Raw genomic sequence first — 15,597 nt, 5'->3', positions numbered from 1 at the left:
GAAGCCAACCGTGCGGCATCATGGCGGTTAGATCGCGCCGATTTCCTTAAGTTTCTTCAGCACCGCCTGGTTCGGCTCGCCGTCTTCGGGCAGGTTGTAGTGCTTCTGAAAATGGCGGATGGCCGCGCGGGTCTGCTCGCCGGCGACGCCGTCGACGCCGACATTGGCATAGGCCATGTTGGAAAGACCCTTCTGGATCTTCAACACCAGGTCGACATTGGTGATTTGGCTCGATGGAACCTGCTTTGCCGCCGACGGAACCGTTTTGACGGTCTTCTCGGCGCTGCGGATCGCCGCTGCCACCGGGTCTTCCGCCGCTGCCTTCGAGCTCACATCTTCGGGCGGCTTTTCGGCGGGTACGGCCGAGGGGCCGGCAGCATCGGTCTTCAGCGCCACGAGCACCTCCGGCGTCGGATCGCCGGTCTGAGTCATGCCGACTGTCTCCTCGAAGAAGAGAATGGCCGCACTGGTGCGGGGGCCGATGATGCCGTCGGGTATGCCGTTATAGAGGCCGCGGCGCACCAGCTGCTGCTGGATGTCCATGACGAGTTGGCTCGGCTGCTGGCCGGGTGCGGCAGGCGCCGGTGTCGCGTTGGTGGCGGCGGTATCCTGCGGCCGTTCGATCCGGAAGGTGGTGACGTCACCCTGTTGCTCCTCGGCCGGACGGCGGGCGCCGAGCACGGTTGGGGACTGCGGATCGCGGGTGCGGAAGATCGGATGCGGATGCAGGCCCGGCTGATACCAGAGCGCATTGGCGGCGACGAAGGAGAAGATGACGGCGAAGGTGATCGTGCCGCCGGCGACCGACGGATTGCGGCCGATGACGCCGCCGAGCACGGAGGCGCCCTGCAGGCCGAGCCCGCCGAGGGCGGCGGCGCCTGACATCAGAAGGCCCGGCTGCTGGCGCTTCCCCTTAGGCGATTTTCGCTTGCGCGCGGCCATCGAAACGCCCCTCTTCTAATTCTGCACCTGTGTTGACCGCGCCCTTCAGCCGCGGCGGAAACTCGACAGTCGCGCCATGGCCGGCGTCTTCGGCGTGCTGGGCACCCGAGCCGTCCATTGCGATCTCAATGGTAATGATCGTGCCTTCGCCCGGCTGGCTGGCGATGGCGAAATACCCGCCATGCAGCGCCACCAAGCCCTTGACCAGGGAGAGACCGAGGCCGGAGCCTTCGAACTGTCGGGTATAGTCGTTCTGGATCTGGACGAAGGGCTGGCCGAGCAATGCCAGCTTGTCGGCCGGGATGCCGATGCCGGTGTCGCTGACCGTCAGCTTGAGGATGCCGTCGCGCGCTGCCGCATCGACCGAGACCACGCCGCCGGCCTCGGTGAACTTTATGGCATTGCCGACGAGATTGATGAGGATCTGCTGGATGGCCCGCTGATCGGCGACGACCTCGCCGAGGCCGCGCTGGATACGGCTCGTCAGGGTGAGGCCCTTGGTCTTCGCCTGCAATGCCAGCATCGATTCGCAGGATTTGACGGAGCTTGATATGTCGAAGGCTTCGAGGATCAGCTCGTAGCGGCCGGCTTCGATCTTGCTCATGTCGAGCATGGTGTTGACGACGGAGAGCAGATGCGCCCCGGATTCGCGGACCAGGCCGACATATTCGCGCTGACGGTCGTTTTCGAACTTGCCGAAATATTCGCCGATCAGGATGTCGGAAAAACCGAGAATGGCGTTCAGCGGCGTGCGCAGCTCATGGCTGACGGCGGCGAGGAAGCGCGATTTGGCATCATTTGCGGATTCGGCATCGGCCGCGCGATTCTGGGCTTCGTCACGCAGCTGTTGCTCGACGGAGACATCGCGCAGCTGGGCAATGATGGCGGCAAGTTCGCCGTCGGCATCGCGCCGGGCCGTCATGTCCATTCTCAGATAGGCAAACTGGCGTTGATCACGCGAGACCGAGGGCCGGTCGAGGCGCAGGTCGACGCTCTGAGCATCCTCGCCCCGGCGCAGGCCATCGAGCGCCTGCAGGAAAAGAATGCGGTCGGAGACATGCACCTGCTCGAGGAAGCCCCTGCCCTTCGGATCGCGCATCCAGGCGAGGAAGTCGCGTCGGTCGCGACCGCCGACGGTCGCCACACTGCCGTGCGGGTCGAGGAAGAAGACGAGGCCCGGGGTGGCGGCAAGGAAGAAATCCTCGGCCGACTGCGTGGCGATACCGGCAGACGAACCCTGACGGGCTAGCGCGATGCTGCCGACGGCGGAAAAGAGAAAGGCGGCGCAGACCATGGCGACACCTGCCGGCAGCGCCACGGCCGGACTGGTGACCGCCGAAAGGCCGACAGGAGCGGCAACGAGAGCAGCCGACGAGAGCAGCACGAGGCGGCGCAGGATCGCGAGCTCGCGTTGGCGCACGGCTTCACCGCCGCCCGTCCGGGAGAGCCAGCTTGTCGCTGCACGGTCTACGAGGGCCGTCATCCAGCCGCCAATGTTACTCAATACACGCACGCAATACCCGCCCGAAAGGCTGTCTATCGATCCGGACAATAGGCCTTGGCGACTTAAAGAAAGGATAAGGCAAAAGCGCTGTTCACAGCCTGAAACGGCCGAAATTCTCGTTTTGAAGCATCTGGAAGGCTCTTTGCCTTTTGTGGTTAATAGGGGGTAAGCGACGGATTTTCCTCATATTTCAGCATTGCGTTAACTCCTGTGGCAAGGCGAGCCGGCAAAAGTCCTGCAATTGCAAGCAGGTGCTGCCCTGATGCTTAACGGCGATCGGTCGCATTCGACTAAAAATACGGGCCAAATACCGTTCGCTAAAATTTGAACTAAATTTGCCGCAAATGCGCGTGAGTTTCGAAAAGCGGCATTCGCAACTTGGCGGTAGGGTGAAAACACACCGGACAACCGGCCTGATTCGGCAACAAGAACCGGACGGGAAAACAGGATGGGCAACGACAATGTGGTTTCTGATCAAAGGATCCTTCTGGTTTGGCCTCGTGCTCGTGCTTCTTTCCGTCTTCAGCACGGAGAGTTCCGACAAGCTCGCCAACGGCCCGCAATTGCAGCTTTCCGACGCGTTCACGGCGGCAAGCGGCGCCTACGACTATTTGACCGGCATGTGCTCGGAGAAGCCCGAGGTCTGCGCCAAGGGCACCGAGACCCTCACCGCACTCGGCTACCGGGCCCGCGAGGGAGCCCACGTCGCCTACCAACTGCTCGACAGCCAATTCAAGGATGAGGCGCCGGCAACCGCAAAGCTTGCCGAACCGCAGATGCCGGTGGCGCTCAACATGCCTTCCCTCACCACGCCTGCCATTCAGGAAAAGGTGCGCGAGGCAAAGGCCGCGCTCAACCAGCCGATGCCTTACCGTCCGCCGGTCGAGGACGATGCCTCCCCTGAGGCGGTGGTGACCGGCGCCATTCCGCTGCCGACGCCGAAACCGGCGACCTGACCCTTAACCAGCTTGCATCGGTGGTCCGCATGACGCGGAGATGCCCCATGCCTGAAGTGCCTGCCCTGTTTAATTCAGCATGTTGCTGCGCCGTGAGGATGCTCATCCCTCACGGCGTTTCTTTTTAACGGTTCAAATCTGCCGGTCTTTCACCTATATGCAGTCTTAGAGCAGTTCCTGACGCATTCCGGACGCAAAACCGCTGCGCACTTTTGCTGGAACTGCTTTAATAGTGAAAGGCTACCATGGCATCCCTCGACCAGATCATCGACGACTTCGCCTTCCTGGACGATTGGGAAGACCGCTACCGCTATGTCATCGAACTCGGCAAGGCGCTGCCCGACTTGGCGGAAGAAAAGCGTACCTCCGAGAATAAGGTGATGGGTTGCGCCAGCCAGGTGTGGCTGGTGAGCCATACGGCAGGCGATCCCGACAATCCCGTCATGAGCTTCGAGGGTGATTCCGACGCCCATATCGTGCGCGGCCTCGTCGCCATCGTGCTTGCCACCTATTCCGGCAAGACGGCCTCCGAGATCGCCGGGCTCGATGCCTTCGAGATATTCTCGAAGATCGGCCTGGTGGAGAACCTGTCATCGCAGCGTTCGAACGGACTGCGGTCGATGGTGAACAGGATCCGCGAAGAGGCGAGAGTCCGCGCTGCGGCTTGACCGTGCTCGTGGCTGCTGGCCTGTTTTGAAAGCTACAGGACGGGCGAGTGGGGCGGTGCCGGCTCTGCAATCGAGTATATTAACACTTACTCATAGTATAGGAAAACATTCTAAGCCCGTCGGCAAAGCATAAGACGGGACCGCTTACGCTGTCGTGGCGTCCGGCCGAAACGGGCCGGCCGGTCGACCAGCCGACTCCGTTTGAGCCAACAGAATGCTTCAATCTAACCCGGAAAGGCTCTAAATATCGGAATGAGTATTTCTTCGTCTTGAAAAAGCACACAAAAAGCCGGGCACAAGACCCGGCTTTTTGTCGTCGATGCTTTCGAAAAAGCTCAGCCGCGGCCGCGCTTGCGGCGCTGCCCGAGGCCCATTTCCTTTGCCAGGCGCGAACGCGCTTCGGCATAAGCGGGCGCTACCATCGGGTAATCGGTCGGCAGATCCCACTTCTCGCGGTATTCTTCCGGCGAGAGGCTGTGATGCGTCATCAGGTGACGCTTCAGGGACTTGAAGTTGCCGCCGCATTCCAAACACGTGATCTGCTCGTCCTGTACGGACTTGCGGACAGAAACTGCAGGCTTCTGTTTTTCGACGATCGCCGCAGCAGGCTGCGGTACGGACGTGTTGCTCAGTGCCGAATGCACGTCGGAAATCAGATTGGCCAGGTCGCTGACCGGTACAACATGGTTGCTGACATAGGCCGCGACGATGTCGGCTGTCAGTTCCACAAGCAGCTCCGGCGCATTGCCGGTCGCTATATCCGTCATATTCTTTCTCCTGTTAGCATGCTCAAACGGTCTTTGACTGACACGCCAAAGACCCGCCTCGTAGAAGCGAACAGCAAAAGCACAGGAAGCGACCTTCTGTTTCGAAAAACGCGAAATCCACCCCTAGATTCCGAAGAGCGTAACCTGTTCTTATACTGCCTGACTGGAAACCACTACGTCATGCCCCAGGCGATGGCCTCAGTTTAGACATTAAAAATCAAAACTGAGGGACTTGGAAGCAGTACGATTGCAATCCACAATCAGAACTCTACTTGCATTTTCAAATACCATCGTTTGGTCGAAAGGCCAATTATTATTTGTCGTTTTTCTTGAGAAAAAATGACAGATGAAGAATTGAGGGTCTCTTCGGCAAGCTTTACTCACAGCTTCCTGTGCATAAGTTTTGCATAAATCTGGTAAAGTCGCCGAACAGCATAGGCTCAACGATTCCTGATATCGTCACGGACCGAGAGTGCACCGAGATCATATCCCGAACGATGGGCAGCTCTGGCAAGCAGGTGGGCAGACACCGGCGCCGTCAGCAGGAAGAAGACGAAACCGGCAAGGGCGCGGGCGAGAATCGCCGGGTCCTCTGAATAGAGACCGGCGGCAAGGAGCAACAGCCCGGAGCCGACGGTCCCCGCCTTCGAGGCCGAATGCATGCGCGTATAGAGATCGGGCAGCCGGACCAGGCCGATCGCCGCCGCAAGCGCAAAGAGCGCACCGACGATCAAAAGCAGGGCGGTGACGGCAGCCACGATATAACCGATCATCGCTTCTTTCCCCCTGCCCGGCGCTTCTGCGTGTTGCTATTTGCCGTAGCGGCGGGCGGCTTCGATTTGATGTTGCCGCGCGACAGCACGAATCGGGCGAAGGCGACGGTCGCCAGGAAACCGACGAGGCCGAGCGAAATGGCGATATCGATATAGAGCGAAAAACCGGTCTTGACCGCGATGACGGCGATGAAGCCGATGGCGATGCCGGTCAGCATGTCGAGGGCGAGGATCCGATCCGGCAATGTCGGGCCGGCAACGACGCGCCACACGGTCAGAATCAGCGCCAGGCCGAGGATGACGAGTGCGGCCGAGGATGCGACCGCGACGATGGCGGCAGGTGTGATCACCGGAAGGCCTCCATGATCTTGCGTTCGAAACCGTTGGCGATATCACGCTTGGTCGTCTCGGGATCGGAACAATCGAGCGCGTGCACAAAGAGCGTGCGGCGATCGGGCGAGACGTCGACCGAAAGCGTGCCGGGTGTCAGCGTGATGAGGTTTGCGAGCAAAGTGATCTCGAAATCGCTTGTCACCGTCAGCGGGAAGGCGAAGATGCCGGGCTTCAGCTTCATATCGGGCGAGAGGACGGTGACCGTGACCTTCCAGGCCGACAGCGACAATTCCTTCAGGAACAGAGCGGCGAGCGAGAGCACCGGGAGGACGCGGGGGATATGTCCCTTGCCGCCGAAGGATTCACGGATGATGACCAGCGCCAAGGCCCCAAGCAGCAAGCCGAGGACGAGATTGTGCAGCGAGCCGCTGCCGGTAACGGCGATCCAGGCAATGGCAAGCAACAGGTTGAAGAGGAAGAAGATCACGGCGCGCGCCCTTCCGGGAAGACCGAACGAAGATAGGCCTGGGGATCGGCCAGGCCGGCAGCGGCCGATTGCGACAGCGCCAGCAACTGTTCCGGCAGGATGCCAAAACCGACGACCAGCGCTGTCAGTGCCGCGAGCGGCAGACTCGTGTGCCACCTGGCACGGGGAGACCTCAGGGTTGTCGACGACAATGCTATCGGCGTCGGGGCTATCGGCGCCGGGCGCCAATAGGCGAGCAGGAAGAGACGGCCGAAGGCAATCGTCGTCAGAAAACCGCCAACGAGGATCGAGGCCGCCAGCCACCAGGCACCGAGATCGAGCGAGGCCTTGACGAGAATGACTTTCGGCCAGAAGCCGGAAAAGGGCGGCAGGCCGCAGGCGGCAAGGAAGAGCGCGAGGGAGAGCGCGGTGAAGCCGCCGCTTTGCCTGTAGAGCCCGCCGAGGGCCGACAGTGAAAAGCCGCCGCCGCGCCGGGCGATCTCGCCGGCGGCAAGATAAAGCGCCGTCATCAGCACCATGGAATGGAGCGCATAGAAGACCGCGCCGCTGATGCCGCCAAGACCGCCGAGGGCGACGCCCGCCACCATATTGCCGATGCCCGATATGACGACATAGCCGAACAGCCTGCGGATATCGTTTTCGGCGAGCGCGCCGAGAGCGCCGACGAGAATGGTCGCGGCGGCGGCGAGCGCGATCACCAGGCTCAATTCCTGGCGCTCCATCGGCAACAGCATGACCATCACCCGGATCAGCGCGTAGATGCCGACCTTGGTGAGCAGGCCTGCAAACAGCGCCGAGACCACAATGCGCGGCGTATGGTAGGCGGCGGGCAGCCAGAAGTTGACCGGGAAGGCTGCCGCCTTCATGCCGAAGGCGAGCAGGAAGAGGCTTGCCAGCGTCATCAGCGGCGCCGTGCCGCGTAAATCCCCAGCTTTTGCGGCGATATCGGCCATATTGAGCGTGCCGAAGGCGGCATAGAGGATGCCGACGCCGACCAGGAACAGGGTCGTGGCAATCAGATTGAGCATCGCATATTTCAGCGCGCCGTCGATCTGCTCACGTTCGGAACCAAGGATGATCAGCCCGAAGGAGGAGATCAGCAGCACCTCGAACCAGACATAGAGATTGAAAATATCGCCGGTTAGAAAAGCGCCGGTGACGCCGGCCATCAGCAGCATGAGCAGCGGGAAGAAGCCGTATCGCCGGCCGCTTTCGCCGATATCGGCCAGCGCATAGATGCCGCCGGCGAGCGCAGCCAGAGCTGCGGTGAAGGCCATCAGCGCACCGAAGAGATCGACGGTGAAGGCGATGCCGAAGGGCGGCAGCCAGCGGCCCATGACCATGGTCAGCGGCCCGTCGGCAGCGACCTTGGCGAGCAGTGCCGCATCGATCAGCGCCAGCGCCGCTAGGCCGGGAATGGCCAGCCAGGCCTGCAGGCGGGGATAGGCGCGCAGCATCAGCAGGACGGCACCGAGCGTGATGCAATGGGCGACCGGCAGGATGGCAAGCCAATGACCGATCGGCACCGGATCGGTGATCAGGGCGGCGGAGAGATCGACGGTGGAGGTGGGGGCGGCCATCAGATGGCGCCTCCGCTATCGCGAGAGAGGGCTTGGGTCAGCATCCGCACCAACATCCTCAATACTCCAATGGCGGCAGCGGCCGGTCGTCGGGCTCGGCGGCGCGCATGTCGCTGGTGTTGTCGGTGCCGAGGTCCTGATAGGCGCGGTAGGTCAGCACCAGCAGGAAGGCGAGGAAGGAGAAGGAGATGACGATCGCGGTCAGGATGAGGGCCTGCGGCAGCGGGTTGGCCGTGCCTGCGGGCAAGCTGTCGAGACCCACCGGGATGATCGGCGGCACCTCGCGCGTCAGCCGGCCGCCGGTAAAGAGCAGCAGATTGACGGCGTTGCCGAGGATGGCGATGCCGAGCATGATCCGGATGGAGAATTTCGACAGCATCAGATAGATGGCGGCGGCGAAGAACAGGCCAACGAGGATCGCCAGAAGCGGCTCCATCATTCCACCTCCTTTTCTTCCAATGCCAACGCGATCGAGGTGATGGCGCCGAGCACGACAAGATAGACGCCGATATCGAAGAGCATGACGCTCGACAGCGGAACCTCGGCGCCGAAAAGCGTCGGATAGATCCAGAGGCCGGTCATGAAGGGAACGGCAAACAAGATGGAGAGGAGACCGGCCGCGGTGGACAGGAGCAGGCCGAAGCCGGCTATCGACAGCGGATGGAAAAACAGTGCCCGGCGAACGGCGCCAACGCCGCGGGCAATGCCGTAGATCGCCAGTCCCGAGGCGGCGATCAGCCCGCCGATGAAGCCGCCGCCCGGCTCGTTATGGCCGCGCAGCAGCACGAAGACGGAAAAAAGCAGCATCAGCGCGGTGAGAAACGGGGCGACGGTGCGGAAAATGAGGGTGTTCACGCGATCAGCCCTCCGCCGTGGGATCATTGGCGGCAAGCTTGCGCTCGCTGCCGGCGCGAATGCGGATCAGCGCCAGGATGGCAAGGCCGGTGACCGCAACGACGGCGATTTCGCCGAGCGTGTCGGTGCCGCGGAAATCGACGATGATGACGTTGACGACATTGGCGCCGTGGGCGATCGATTTGGAATAGGCGTTGAAGAAGGCCGTCAGCGCGTCGTTGAACGGCTCCTGCGTCGCCCGCATCAGCAGAAGCGTGAAGCCAAGGCCGCAGACAAGCGCCAGCGCACCGTCGAACAGCCGGCCGCGGAGCGGCCGATGATCGGCGGGAGAAAGGCGAAGCCTGGTCATGACCAGGGCAAGGATCACCACCGAAAGGGTTTCGACCATGAACTGGGTGAAGGACAGATCCGGCGCGCCGAACAGCAGGAAGATGATGGCGACGGCGAAACCCTGGATGCCGAGCGAGACGATCGCCGTCAGCCGATCGCGGGCGACGAGCACGGCGGCAAGGCCGAAGGCGGCGATCAGGAAAACCGCCCATTCATAGAGTCTCACATCGGCCGGCCAAGCGGGAAAGCGCGGCAGTTCGCCATAGACGACTAGGGGAATGAGGAGGATGGCGGCGACGCAGAGGAAGGTGCAGGTGACATAGATTTCGAGCCGTCCCGGCTGCAGGACACGTATGACGCGGCTAGAGAAGCGTACAAGGCCCGAAATGGCGACATCAAAGCCATGGTCCGGGCCATGGCCGATCGAACGCAGGAAGACGGCCATCAGGAAACGGGCGCGATCGAGCTGCCAGTAGACGCCGATGCCCAGCAGCACGGTCAGGGCGGAGAGCGCCAAGGGCAGACCGAGATGCGGCGTCAGCGAAATGTCGATGTCGGCAGGTGTCTGGCGGATGGCCGACGCGATCGGCGAGGACAGGACGGTATGCGTGAAGGTTGAAAAGATCGCAGCGAGCAGGCCGAGGGCAGCAAGAACGGCCGGACCGAGCCAGAGCAGAACCGGTGCTTCGTGCGGCGGTTTCGGTGTCTCCACCGGCCGGCCGAGAAAGGGTTTCAGCGCCACCGCGAAAGCGACTGCGAACATCAGCGCATTGCCGAAGACAGCGATAGACGTAAAGGTTACCGCGCGGACATTGCCGCCGATCAGCGCCGTGTAGATCTCTTCCTTGGCGAGGAAGCCGAAGAAGGGCGGCAGGCCGGCCATGGAGAAGGCCGCCGCAAGCGCGATGATCCATGTCAGCGGCATCGCCCGCATCAGGCCGCTGAGCCTGGTGATATCGCGCGTGCCGGCCTCATGATCGATGATGCCGGCGACCATGAAGAGCGCGCCTTTGAAGAGGGAATGCGCCACCAGATAAAGTGCTGCCGCCTCGACTGCATGGTCCGAGCCGAAGCCGATCAGCATGACAAGCAGGCCGAGCGAGGAGACGGTGGTATAGGCGAGCTTGAGCTTCAGGTCGGTCTGGCGGATGGCGAGCGCGGTGCCGACCACCAACGTCAGCCCGCCAAAGAAGGGCAGAAGGATTTCCCAGGCAGGCGTTGCCCCCATGACGGGGTTGAGCCGCATCAGCAGATAGACGCCTGCCTTCACCATCGTCGCCGAATGCAGGTAGGCCGAAACCGGCGTCGGCGCTTCCATGGCGTTCGGCAGCCAGAAATGAAAGGGAAACTGCGCCGACTTGGTGAAGGCGCCGCCCAGGACCAGGATGAGGGCAGCCAGATAGAACGGGCTTTCGCGCACGATATCGCCGGCGCCGATGAGCCGCGACATCTCGGTGACCCCAGAGATGTTCCAGAGCAGCAGCAGGCCGGCCAACAGGCAGAGCCCTCCCCCGCCGGTCACAACAAGCGCCTGCAGGGCGGCGCGGCGAGCCGCCGCACGCTCGTGATCGAAACCGATCAGCAGGAAGGACGTGATCGATGTCAGTTCCCAGAAGACGAAGAGCATCAGGAAACTATCGGAAACGACGACCCCGAGCATCGCGCCCATGAACAGGAAGATGAAGGAGAAGAAGCGGCCCTGATGCTTGTGTCCTTTGAGATAGCCGCCGGCATAAAGCACGATCAGGGTGCCGATGCCGGTGATCAGCAGCGCGAAAGCCAGCGACAGGCCGTCGAGGAACCAGGAGAAGGAGAGATGATAGCTCGGCACCCAGGAATAGCCGCCGGTGACGACCTCGCCTCGCGCGATCTGAGGAATGAACCGCAGGAAATGCAGGAAGGCGAGCAAGGGAGCGATCGCCAGGAGCCAAGCACCACTGGCGCCGAAGATGCGGATGACGAAAGGAGCGACAAGAGCGCCGGCGAGTGGCAGACACAGGGCCAGAAATGTCAAAGCCGTGACATCGGCCATGTCTCCTCCTCTACCGAGATATTTCCTTGGATCGGGATCAATCCAACGATGAAATCATGCAGCAATTCAAAGTGCTACAGCATCTTTTGCGCATCTGACAAGACGCGCGGCGCTGTAAAGGCAACGGACGAAAAGCCGGCGAAAACCGGCCTGTCTTCTGACTTAGGCGAAACGAGGGAGTGTCTCAAGCGATTTCGGCCCGTCCTGCGAAGCACGCGATGTTCGAAGCCGATCAGGCCGTCGATCTGGAAAGGCGCGTCAGCAGCCGGGCGATGCAACCGTGCAGGATGAACACCAGAAGCGTCAACGGCCAGAGCAGGCAAGCAAGGAGCCCGGCGAGACGATGAAGCGTCAAGCCGTCATGGTTGGCCCAGCCTTCCAACAGGGTGACCGCCATGGCTGCCACGGCCACAAGGCCGTAGAGCAGGACGATTGCTGCCTCAAACACCAGTGATTCTCCAATGCACGCAACATTAACCCTAACAGAAAACCCCTAACGGATGTAAAAGCAAGCCTCTTCCCCCAATTGGGTATGCGGCCAATCTCATAGCGCGCCGCGGGAGACTTGATGAAGTGAATGCGGCGCACCACATTTTCTCGCGAAACGGAACCCGCCCCTCGGCGAAAGGAGCACCTCATGTCCGAAACTGCGACCACCGCCAAGATCCACAAGACCGACGCCGAATGGAAAGAGCAGCTCACCCCCGAGCAATACCGCATCACGCGCCAGCACGGCACCGAACGCGCCTTCACCGGCCCCTACTGGGATTCGTTCGAGACAGGGCTTTACCGCTGCGTCGGCTGCAACGCGCCACTTTTCCGCTCCGACACGAAATTCGATGCCGGCTGCGGCTGGCCAAGCTATTTCGAAGCGGTGTCGCCCGAAGCGGTGATCGAGCATCGCGACACGACCCACGGCATGGTGCGCACCGAAATCCGCTGCGGCAGCTGCGACGCCCATCTCGGCCACGTCTTTCCGGACGGCCCACCGCCGACCGGCCTGCGCTACTGCATCAACGGCCACTCCATGGTGTTCGAGCCTGGGAAATAGGCCTGAACCTGCGATCGGCATCTGCCGATCCCGCGGCCATGAGGAGACTAAGCGCGACAGAAATTTCCGTGCCATCATGGACGACATGGTAGCGGCGGCGGCCAAGTGGTCGGCCGCCGCCCTCGTTTCGATCAGCTTTTGATGGCGATGCGCCTGACCTGTGACTGCGCCTTTTCGGTCTTGGGCAAGGTGACGGTCAGGACGCCGTTCTTGAAGGTGGCGTCGACCTGATCTTCCTTGACCTCGGTCCCGAGGGGGATGCGTCGCTCGAAGCGGCCATAGTAGCGCTCCGAGAACTGCTTCTCCTTGTCTTCCGTCTCCGAACGCTTTTCACCCTTCAGCGTCAGAACGCCATCATCGAGAATGACCTCGATGTCCTTTTCCTCAAGGCCGGGGACTTCGGCCGTCACCTTGATATCCTTATCGGTGTCGGAGATCTCGACACTCGGCCAGCCGGCACCGAAACCGCTGGCGCCCCGCAGTGACGGCAGGCCAGAGCCGAAGCTGCGGAAAGCATCGTCGAACAGCCTGTTGACCTCGCGATGGAGCGACAGGAAAGGATCATGGTCGTCCTCGCGGAGGAGACTCGGAACTTGGTGGCCGTTGCTGCGGCCCCATGGAATCAAATCACGAACACTCATGGCTTACTCCTTTCTGGTGGTTCTTGGGCATTCCTGACGGTTCAGGCTGCCTGCGTCTCGGCCTTGATCTGCTTGGTCTCGGCCTTCGGCATTGCATTCCCAGTTCCGATCTCGATCTGGCGCGGCTTCATCTCTTCAGGAATTTCACGCTTGAGATCGATAGTCAGCAGACCGTTGACGAGGCCGGCATCCACGACCTTGACGTGGTCGGCCAATTCGAACCGACGCTGGAAGCTTCGACCAGCAATGCCGCGATGCAGGTATTGAACATCTTCGCCGTTCGCCTTCTGCCCTGAGACGACGAGCATGTTCTGCTCTTGGATGATCGCCAGTTCGTCCTGCGAGAAGCCCGCCACTGCCATGGCGATGCGGTATTCGTCCTCGCCGGTTTTGACGATATCGTAAGGCGGCCAGTTGTCGATTGTCTCGGCGCGGCTTGCAGCCTCGAGTGCGTTCAACATCCGCTCGAAGCCGACGCTCGACCGGATCAGGGGGGAGAAATCGAGGTTTGTCCTCATAGCCATATCCTCCTTACAAGCAACATGGATACAAGAGACGCCAAGAGCGACAGGCGTCTCCTGGACCTGTCGATCCCTGCTCGGCGATCGACAATACTGATATAATTCAGCAGTTTACCGTTTCAAGAGGAGAGAATTTCTCAGCGAAAAATTGCTTTCTTCGAAGGCACCACCATATCTGAGCTGAGCTTGAGAGAGGAGAAATGGTTATGACAATGACTTCAAAGGACGTCATCGCCGTCCTCGGGCCCGCCGATGAAACGCTCGTGGCCGAGGTCATCGCGACAGGCGCCACCCAGGCTGAACTCGCCGAGGCATTTGCGTGGGCCAGCAACGACGAAGCCTTGATGGGTGAAGGCCGGCCTCTGCCAACAGGCAGGGTTGCTGCGCTTGTTGATCTGCTGAGTTCGGATGAAGAGGAACCGGAATAGGAAAGGCGGATGACCCGCCTCCCCACTGATCCGTCATGCTGTCGTGAACACCTGAACATTGCCGTGGCGATCCATCACATCGACCCCGACCGGCGAATGGCGACGCCAGCCGAGCCATTACCGATCAACAGGCCGCTGCATTCCGTTCGCTATAGCCACCAGCGGCTAATCGGACCGAACGAATGGCGAGTTGCGATTGCACTAAATCGAATCCGACAGTCCCAGCAGATCGTTGCGTGCCCGCCAGCCATTGTTGCCCATAGGGTCTTACCAACCGCTCGGCATCGCGCGAAACCCGCAATCAATCGTGATCGGCGGGGCATGGCCAAGTGGTGGGTGCCGAAAGGCCTGCCGGCAGCTTGGTCGAGGCATCGCCGCAGGCAAGGTCGATCTGCGCCTGTTCGAGCCCGGCGGCGCCCGAGAGGTCGAGGCCTTCGATGCGGGTCAGGAACATGAAGGCGCGCTCGAAGGTCGCCGGGCCTTCGAAGGTGGCCTTGGAGAGATCCGCGCGGGAGAGGTTGGCGAAAGAGAATTTCACCCCCGTCAGCACCGCCTTGTCGAAATCGGCGCGGCCGAGTTCAGCCTTTTCGAAGCTCGCGCCGGAGAGCTGGGCGCCGGCGAAATTGGCGCGCTGCAGCTCGGCGCCAGCAAAGGACGCGCCCTCGGCGGCGACATTGGCGAAGCTGGATCGGTAGGCCTCGATCTTGGCGAAATTGGCGCCCTCGGCGTGTGCGCCCTCGAGAGAGGCGCGCACCAGCGTCGCTTTCTCCAGATTGGCGGATTTGACGTTGGCGCCGGCGAGATCGGTCAGCGAAAAATCGGTGCCGACGAGATTGGCGCCTTCGAGATCACTGCCCTGCAACATCAGGTTTTTCTTGGTGCATTCCTGCCAGTCGAGCTTCGGCTCGGCCAGACTGCTGCAATCGGCGGCCCGTGCGGCAATTGGCGAAAATGCCAGAAGCACGAGGGCAAGGAGACCGAGCGACGATCCGTGCATTGCCATTGAACAGTTCACCCCCATCACGCTTACATGACGCTTTCAGGCCGCCTTTCGCGAAGCAGCCTTCCATTTTCTTACACAGCTCAGACTACAATAAAAAGATGGCCCGCGCCGTTCACAATGGATTGCGGTCCGGCTTTTCCTGGCAGGTGGATCAATCCGCCTTGCCGGGCAGGCGAAGTTCCATGCAGGTGAGGTCCAGCCAGCGGCCGAACTTGGTGCCGACTTCGGAAAATCTGCCGACGATGCGGAAGCCGAGCTTTTCGTGCAGCCTGATCGAGGCAACGTTCTCAGCCTCGATACCGGCAATCATCACATGGATATTGCCGGCCGCAGCACGCGCGATCAGTTCCCGCATCAGGCGCCGGCCGATGCCCGCACCGCGGCAATCCTTGTCGACATAGACGGAATGCTCGACCGTGTGGCGGTAGCCGTCGAAAGGCCGCCAGTCGCCATAGGAGGCATAGCCTGCGACCTTGCCCGATAGTTCGGCGACGATGATGGGAAAGCCGCGCGCCTTGCGCGCCCTCATCCATTCCTGCCGATTTTCGAGATCGACCAGGGTGTCGTTCCAGATTGCCGTGGTGTGCTCGACCGCATGATTGTAGATATCGCGGATGGCGGAAAGATCGGCTTCGGTGGCGTCGCGGAGGAGGACAGCGTCTGTCATGATGCTCGGGTTCATATTGTTTGCGAAGGTGGGCATACGCCGCGCCTGCACACATGTAA

At 61.4% G+C, this 15,597-nt stretch carries 19 protein-coding genes; 4 read left to right on the top strand and 15 right to left on the bottom strand.

The window, feature by feature from the left end; all coding sequences use genetic code 11:
• Positions 1-27: 27 nt before the first annotated feature.
• The gene (locus tag HFO71_RS11830; protein ID WP_221988125.1) at positions 28-942 is read right to left on the bottom strand and encodes a peptidoglycan-binding domain-containing protein; all 915 of its coding nucleotides are present in this window, start codon (positions 940-942) and stop codon (positions 28-30) included.
• Entirely contained in the window at positions 914-2,494 is a 1,581-nt protein-coding gene (locus HFO71_RS11825) for a sensor histidine kinase (protein WP_206118131.1), read from the bottom strand. Before HFO71_RS11825 ends, HFO71_RS11830 begins: the two co-directional genes overlap by 29 nt.
• A 413-nt stretch (positions 2,495-2,907) precedes the next feature.
• On the opposite strand from HFO71_RS11825, the gene HFO71_RS11820 reads away from it, so the two are divergent.
• Complete coding sequence (locus HFO71_RS11820) at positions 2,908-3,402, top strand: DUF5330 domain-containing protein (protein ID WP_077976023.1); 495 nt, start codon at positions 2,908-2,910, stop codon at positions 3,400-3,402.
• A 245-nt stretch (positions 3,403-3,647) separates the two neighbouring features.
• Positions 3,648-4,070, top strand: a complete 423-nt coding sequence (locus HFO71_RS11815) for a SufE family protein (protein WP_017959631.1) — start codon at positions 3,648-3,650, stop codon at positions 4,068-4,070.
• A gap of 335 nt (positions 4,071-4,405) precedes the next feature.
• Here the strand turns inward: HFO71_RS11815 and HFO71_RS11810 are convergent, their stop codons facing one another.
• The 9 genes from HFO71_RS11810 to HFO71_RS11770 all read right to left on the bottom strand — a co-directional run bounded on the left by HFO71_RS11810 (position 4,406) and on the right by HFO71_RS11770 (position 11,675).
• A complete protein-coding gene (locus HFO71_RS11810; protein ID WP_003557810.1) occupies positions 4,406-4,837 on the bottom strand; it encodes a Ros/MucR family transcriptional regulator in 432 nt (143 codons plus the stop codon).
• Positions 4,838-5,277: 440 nt separating this feature from the next.
• Positions 5,278-5,610 (bottom strand): monovalent cation/H(+) antiporter subunit G, encoded by a 333-nt coding sequence (gene mnhG / locus HFO71_RS11805; protein WP_221988123.1) that lies wholly within the window; start codon positions 5,608-5,610, stop codon positions 5,278-5,280.
• Entirely contained in the window at positions 5,607-5,960 is a 354-nt protein-coding gene (locus HFO71_RS11800; RefSeq protein WP_131641471.1) for a cation:proton antiporter, read from the bottom strand. Before HFO71_RS11800 ends, mnhG begins: the two co-directional genes overlap by 4 nt.
• Positions 5,957-6,430 (bottom strand): Na+/H+ antiporter subunit E, encoded by a 474-nt coding sequence (locus tag HFO71_RS11795; RefSeq protein WP_077976021.1) that lies wholly within the window; start codon positions 6,428-6,430, stop codon positions 5,957-5,959. The genes HFO71_RS11800 and HFO71_RS11795 overlap by 4 nt, the downstream gene beginning before the upstream one ends.
• Positions 6,427-8,010: a Na+/H+ antiporter subunit D gene (locus HFO71_RS11790; protein WP_221988122.1), complete on the bottom strand. Its 1,584-nt coding sequence runs from the start codon at positions 8,008-8,010 to the stop codon at positions 6,427-6,429. The genes HFO71_RS11795 and HFO71_RS11790 overlap by 4 nt, the downstream gene beginning before the upstream one ends.
• 58 nt (positions 8,011-8,068) lie before the next feature.
• Positions 8,069-8,446 (bottom strand): Na+/H+ antiporter subunit C, encoded by a 378-nt coding sequence (locus HFO71_RS11785; RefSeq protein ID WP_077976019.1) that lies wholly within the window; start codon positions 8,444-8,446, stop codon positions 8,069-8,071.
• Positions 8,446-8,865, bottom strand: coding sequence for a Na(+)/H(+) antiporter subunit B (locus tag HFO71_RS11780; protein ID WP_003557795.1), 420 nt, complete (start codon positions 8,863-8,865; stop codon positions 8,446-8,448). Before HFO71_RS11780 ends, HFO71_RS11785 begins: the two co-directional genes overlap by 1 nt.
• A 4-nt stretch (positions 8,866-8,869) precedes the next feature.
• Entirely contained in the window at positions 8,870-11,227 is a 2,358-nt protein-coding gene (locus tag HFO71_RS11775) for a putative monovalent cation/H+ antiporter subunit A (RefSeq protein WP_221988121.1), read from the bottom strand.
• A gap of 232 nt (positions 11,228-11,459) precedes the next feature.
• Positions 11,460-11,675 carry a hypothetical protein gene (locus HFO71_RS11770; RefSeq protein ID WP_017959623.1) on the bottom strand — a complete coding sequence of 72 codons (216 nt, stop codon included), beginning with the start codon at positions 11,673-11,675 and terminating at the stop codon, positions 11,460-11,462.
• Between the two features lie 189 nt (positions 11,676-11,864).
• On the opposite strand from HFO71_RS11770, the gene msrB reads away from it, so the two are divergent.
• Positions 11,865-12,278 carry a peptide-methionine (R)-S-oxide reductase MsrB gene (msrB, locus tag HFO71_RS11765; protein ID WP_017959622.1) on the top strand — a complete coding sequence of 138 codons (414 nt, stop codon included), beginning with the start codon at positions 11,865-11,867 and terminating at the stop codon, positions 12,276-12,278.
• A gap of 131 nt (positions 12,279-12,409) precedes the next feature.
• Here msrB and HFO71_RS11760 read toward each other — a convergent pair whose 3' ends face one another.
• Both HFO71_RS11760 and HFO71_RS11755 read right to left on the bottom strand, forming a co-directional pair.
• Positions 12,410-12,919, bottom strand: a complete 510-nt coding sequence (locus HFO71_RS11760; protein WP_221940184.1) for an Hsp20/alpha crystallin family protein — start codon at positions 12,917-12,919, stop codon at positions 12,410-12,412.
• A gap of 41 nt (positions 12,920-12,960) precedes the next feature.
• On the bottom strand, positions 12,961-13,437 hold the full coding sequence (locus HFO71_RS11755) for an Hsp20 family protein (protein WP_077976016.1): 477 nt from the start codon (positions 13,435-13,437) through the stop codon (positions 12,961-12,963).
• 209 nt (positions 13,438-13,646) lie between these two features.
• Between HFO71_RS11755 and HFO71_RS11750 the strand changes: the two genes are divergently transcribed.
• A complete protein-coding gene (locus HFO71_RS11750; protein WP_017959619.1) occupies positions 13,647-13,868 on the top strand; it encodes a hypothetical protein in 222 nt (73 codons plus the stop codon).
• A 301-nt stretch (positions 13,869-14,169) separates the two neighbouring features.
• Here HFO71_RS11750 and HFO71_RS11745 read toward each other — a convergent pair whose 3' ends face one another.
• Together HFO71_RS11745 and HFO71_RS11740 are read right to left on the bottom strand one after the other, a co-directional pair.
• Positions 14,170-14,871, bottom strand: a complete 702-nt coding sequence (locus HFO71_RS11745) for a pentapeptide repeat-containing protein (RefSeq protein ID WP_077976015.1) — start codon at positions 14,869-14,871, stop codon at positions 14,170-14,172.
• A 151-nt stretch (positions 14,872-15,022) separates the two neighbouring features.
• On the bottom strand, positions 15,023-15,574 hold the full coding sequence (locus tag HFO71_RS11740; protein ID WP_077976014.1) for a GNAT family N-acetyltransferase: 552 nt from the start codon (positions 15,572-15,574) through the stop codon (positions 15,023-15,025).
• Between the last annotated feature and the right edge of the window lie 23 nt (positions 15,575-15,597).

The sequence above is a fragment of the Rhizobium laguerreae genome (genome assembly GCF_019778565.1).
GTDB classification, from domain to species: domain Bacteria; phylum Pseudomonadota; class Alphaproteobacteria; order Rhizobiales; family Rhizobiaceae; genus Rhizobium; species Rhizobium laguerreae.
This window is presented reverse-complemented; position numbering and strand designations above follow the sequence as displayed.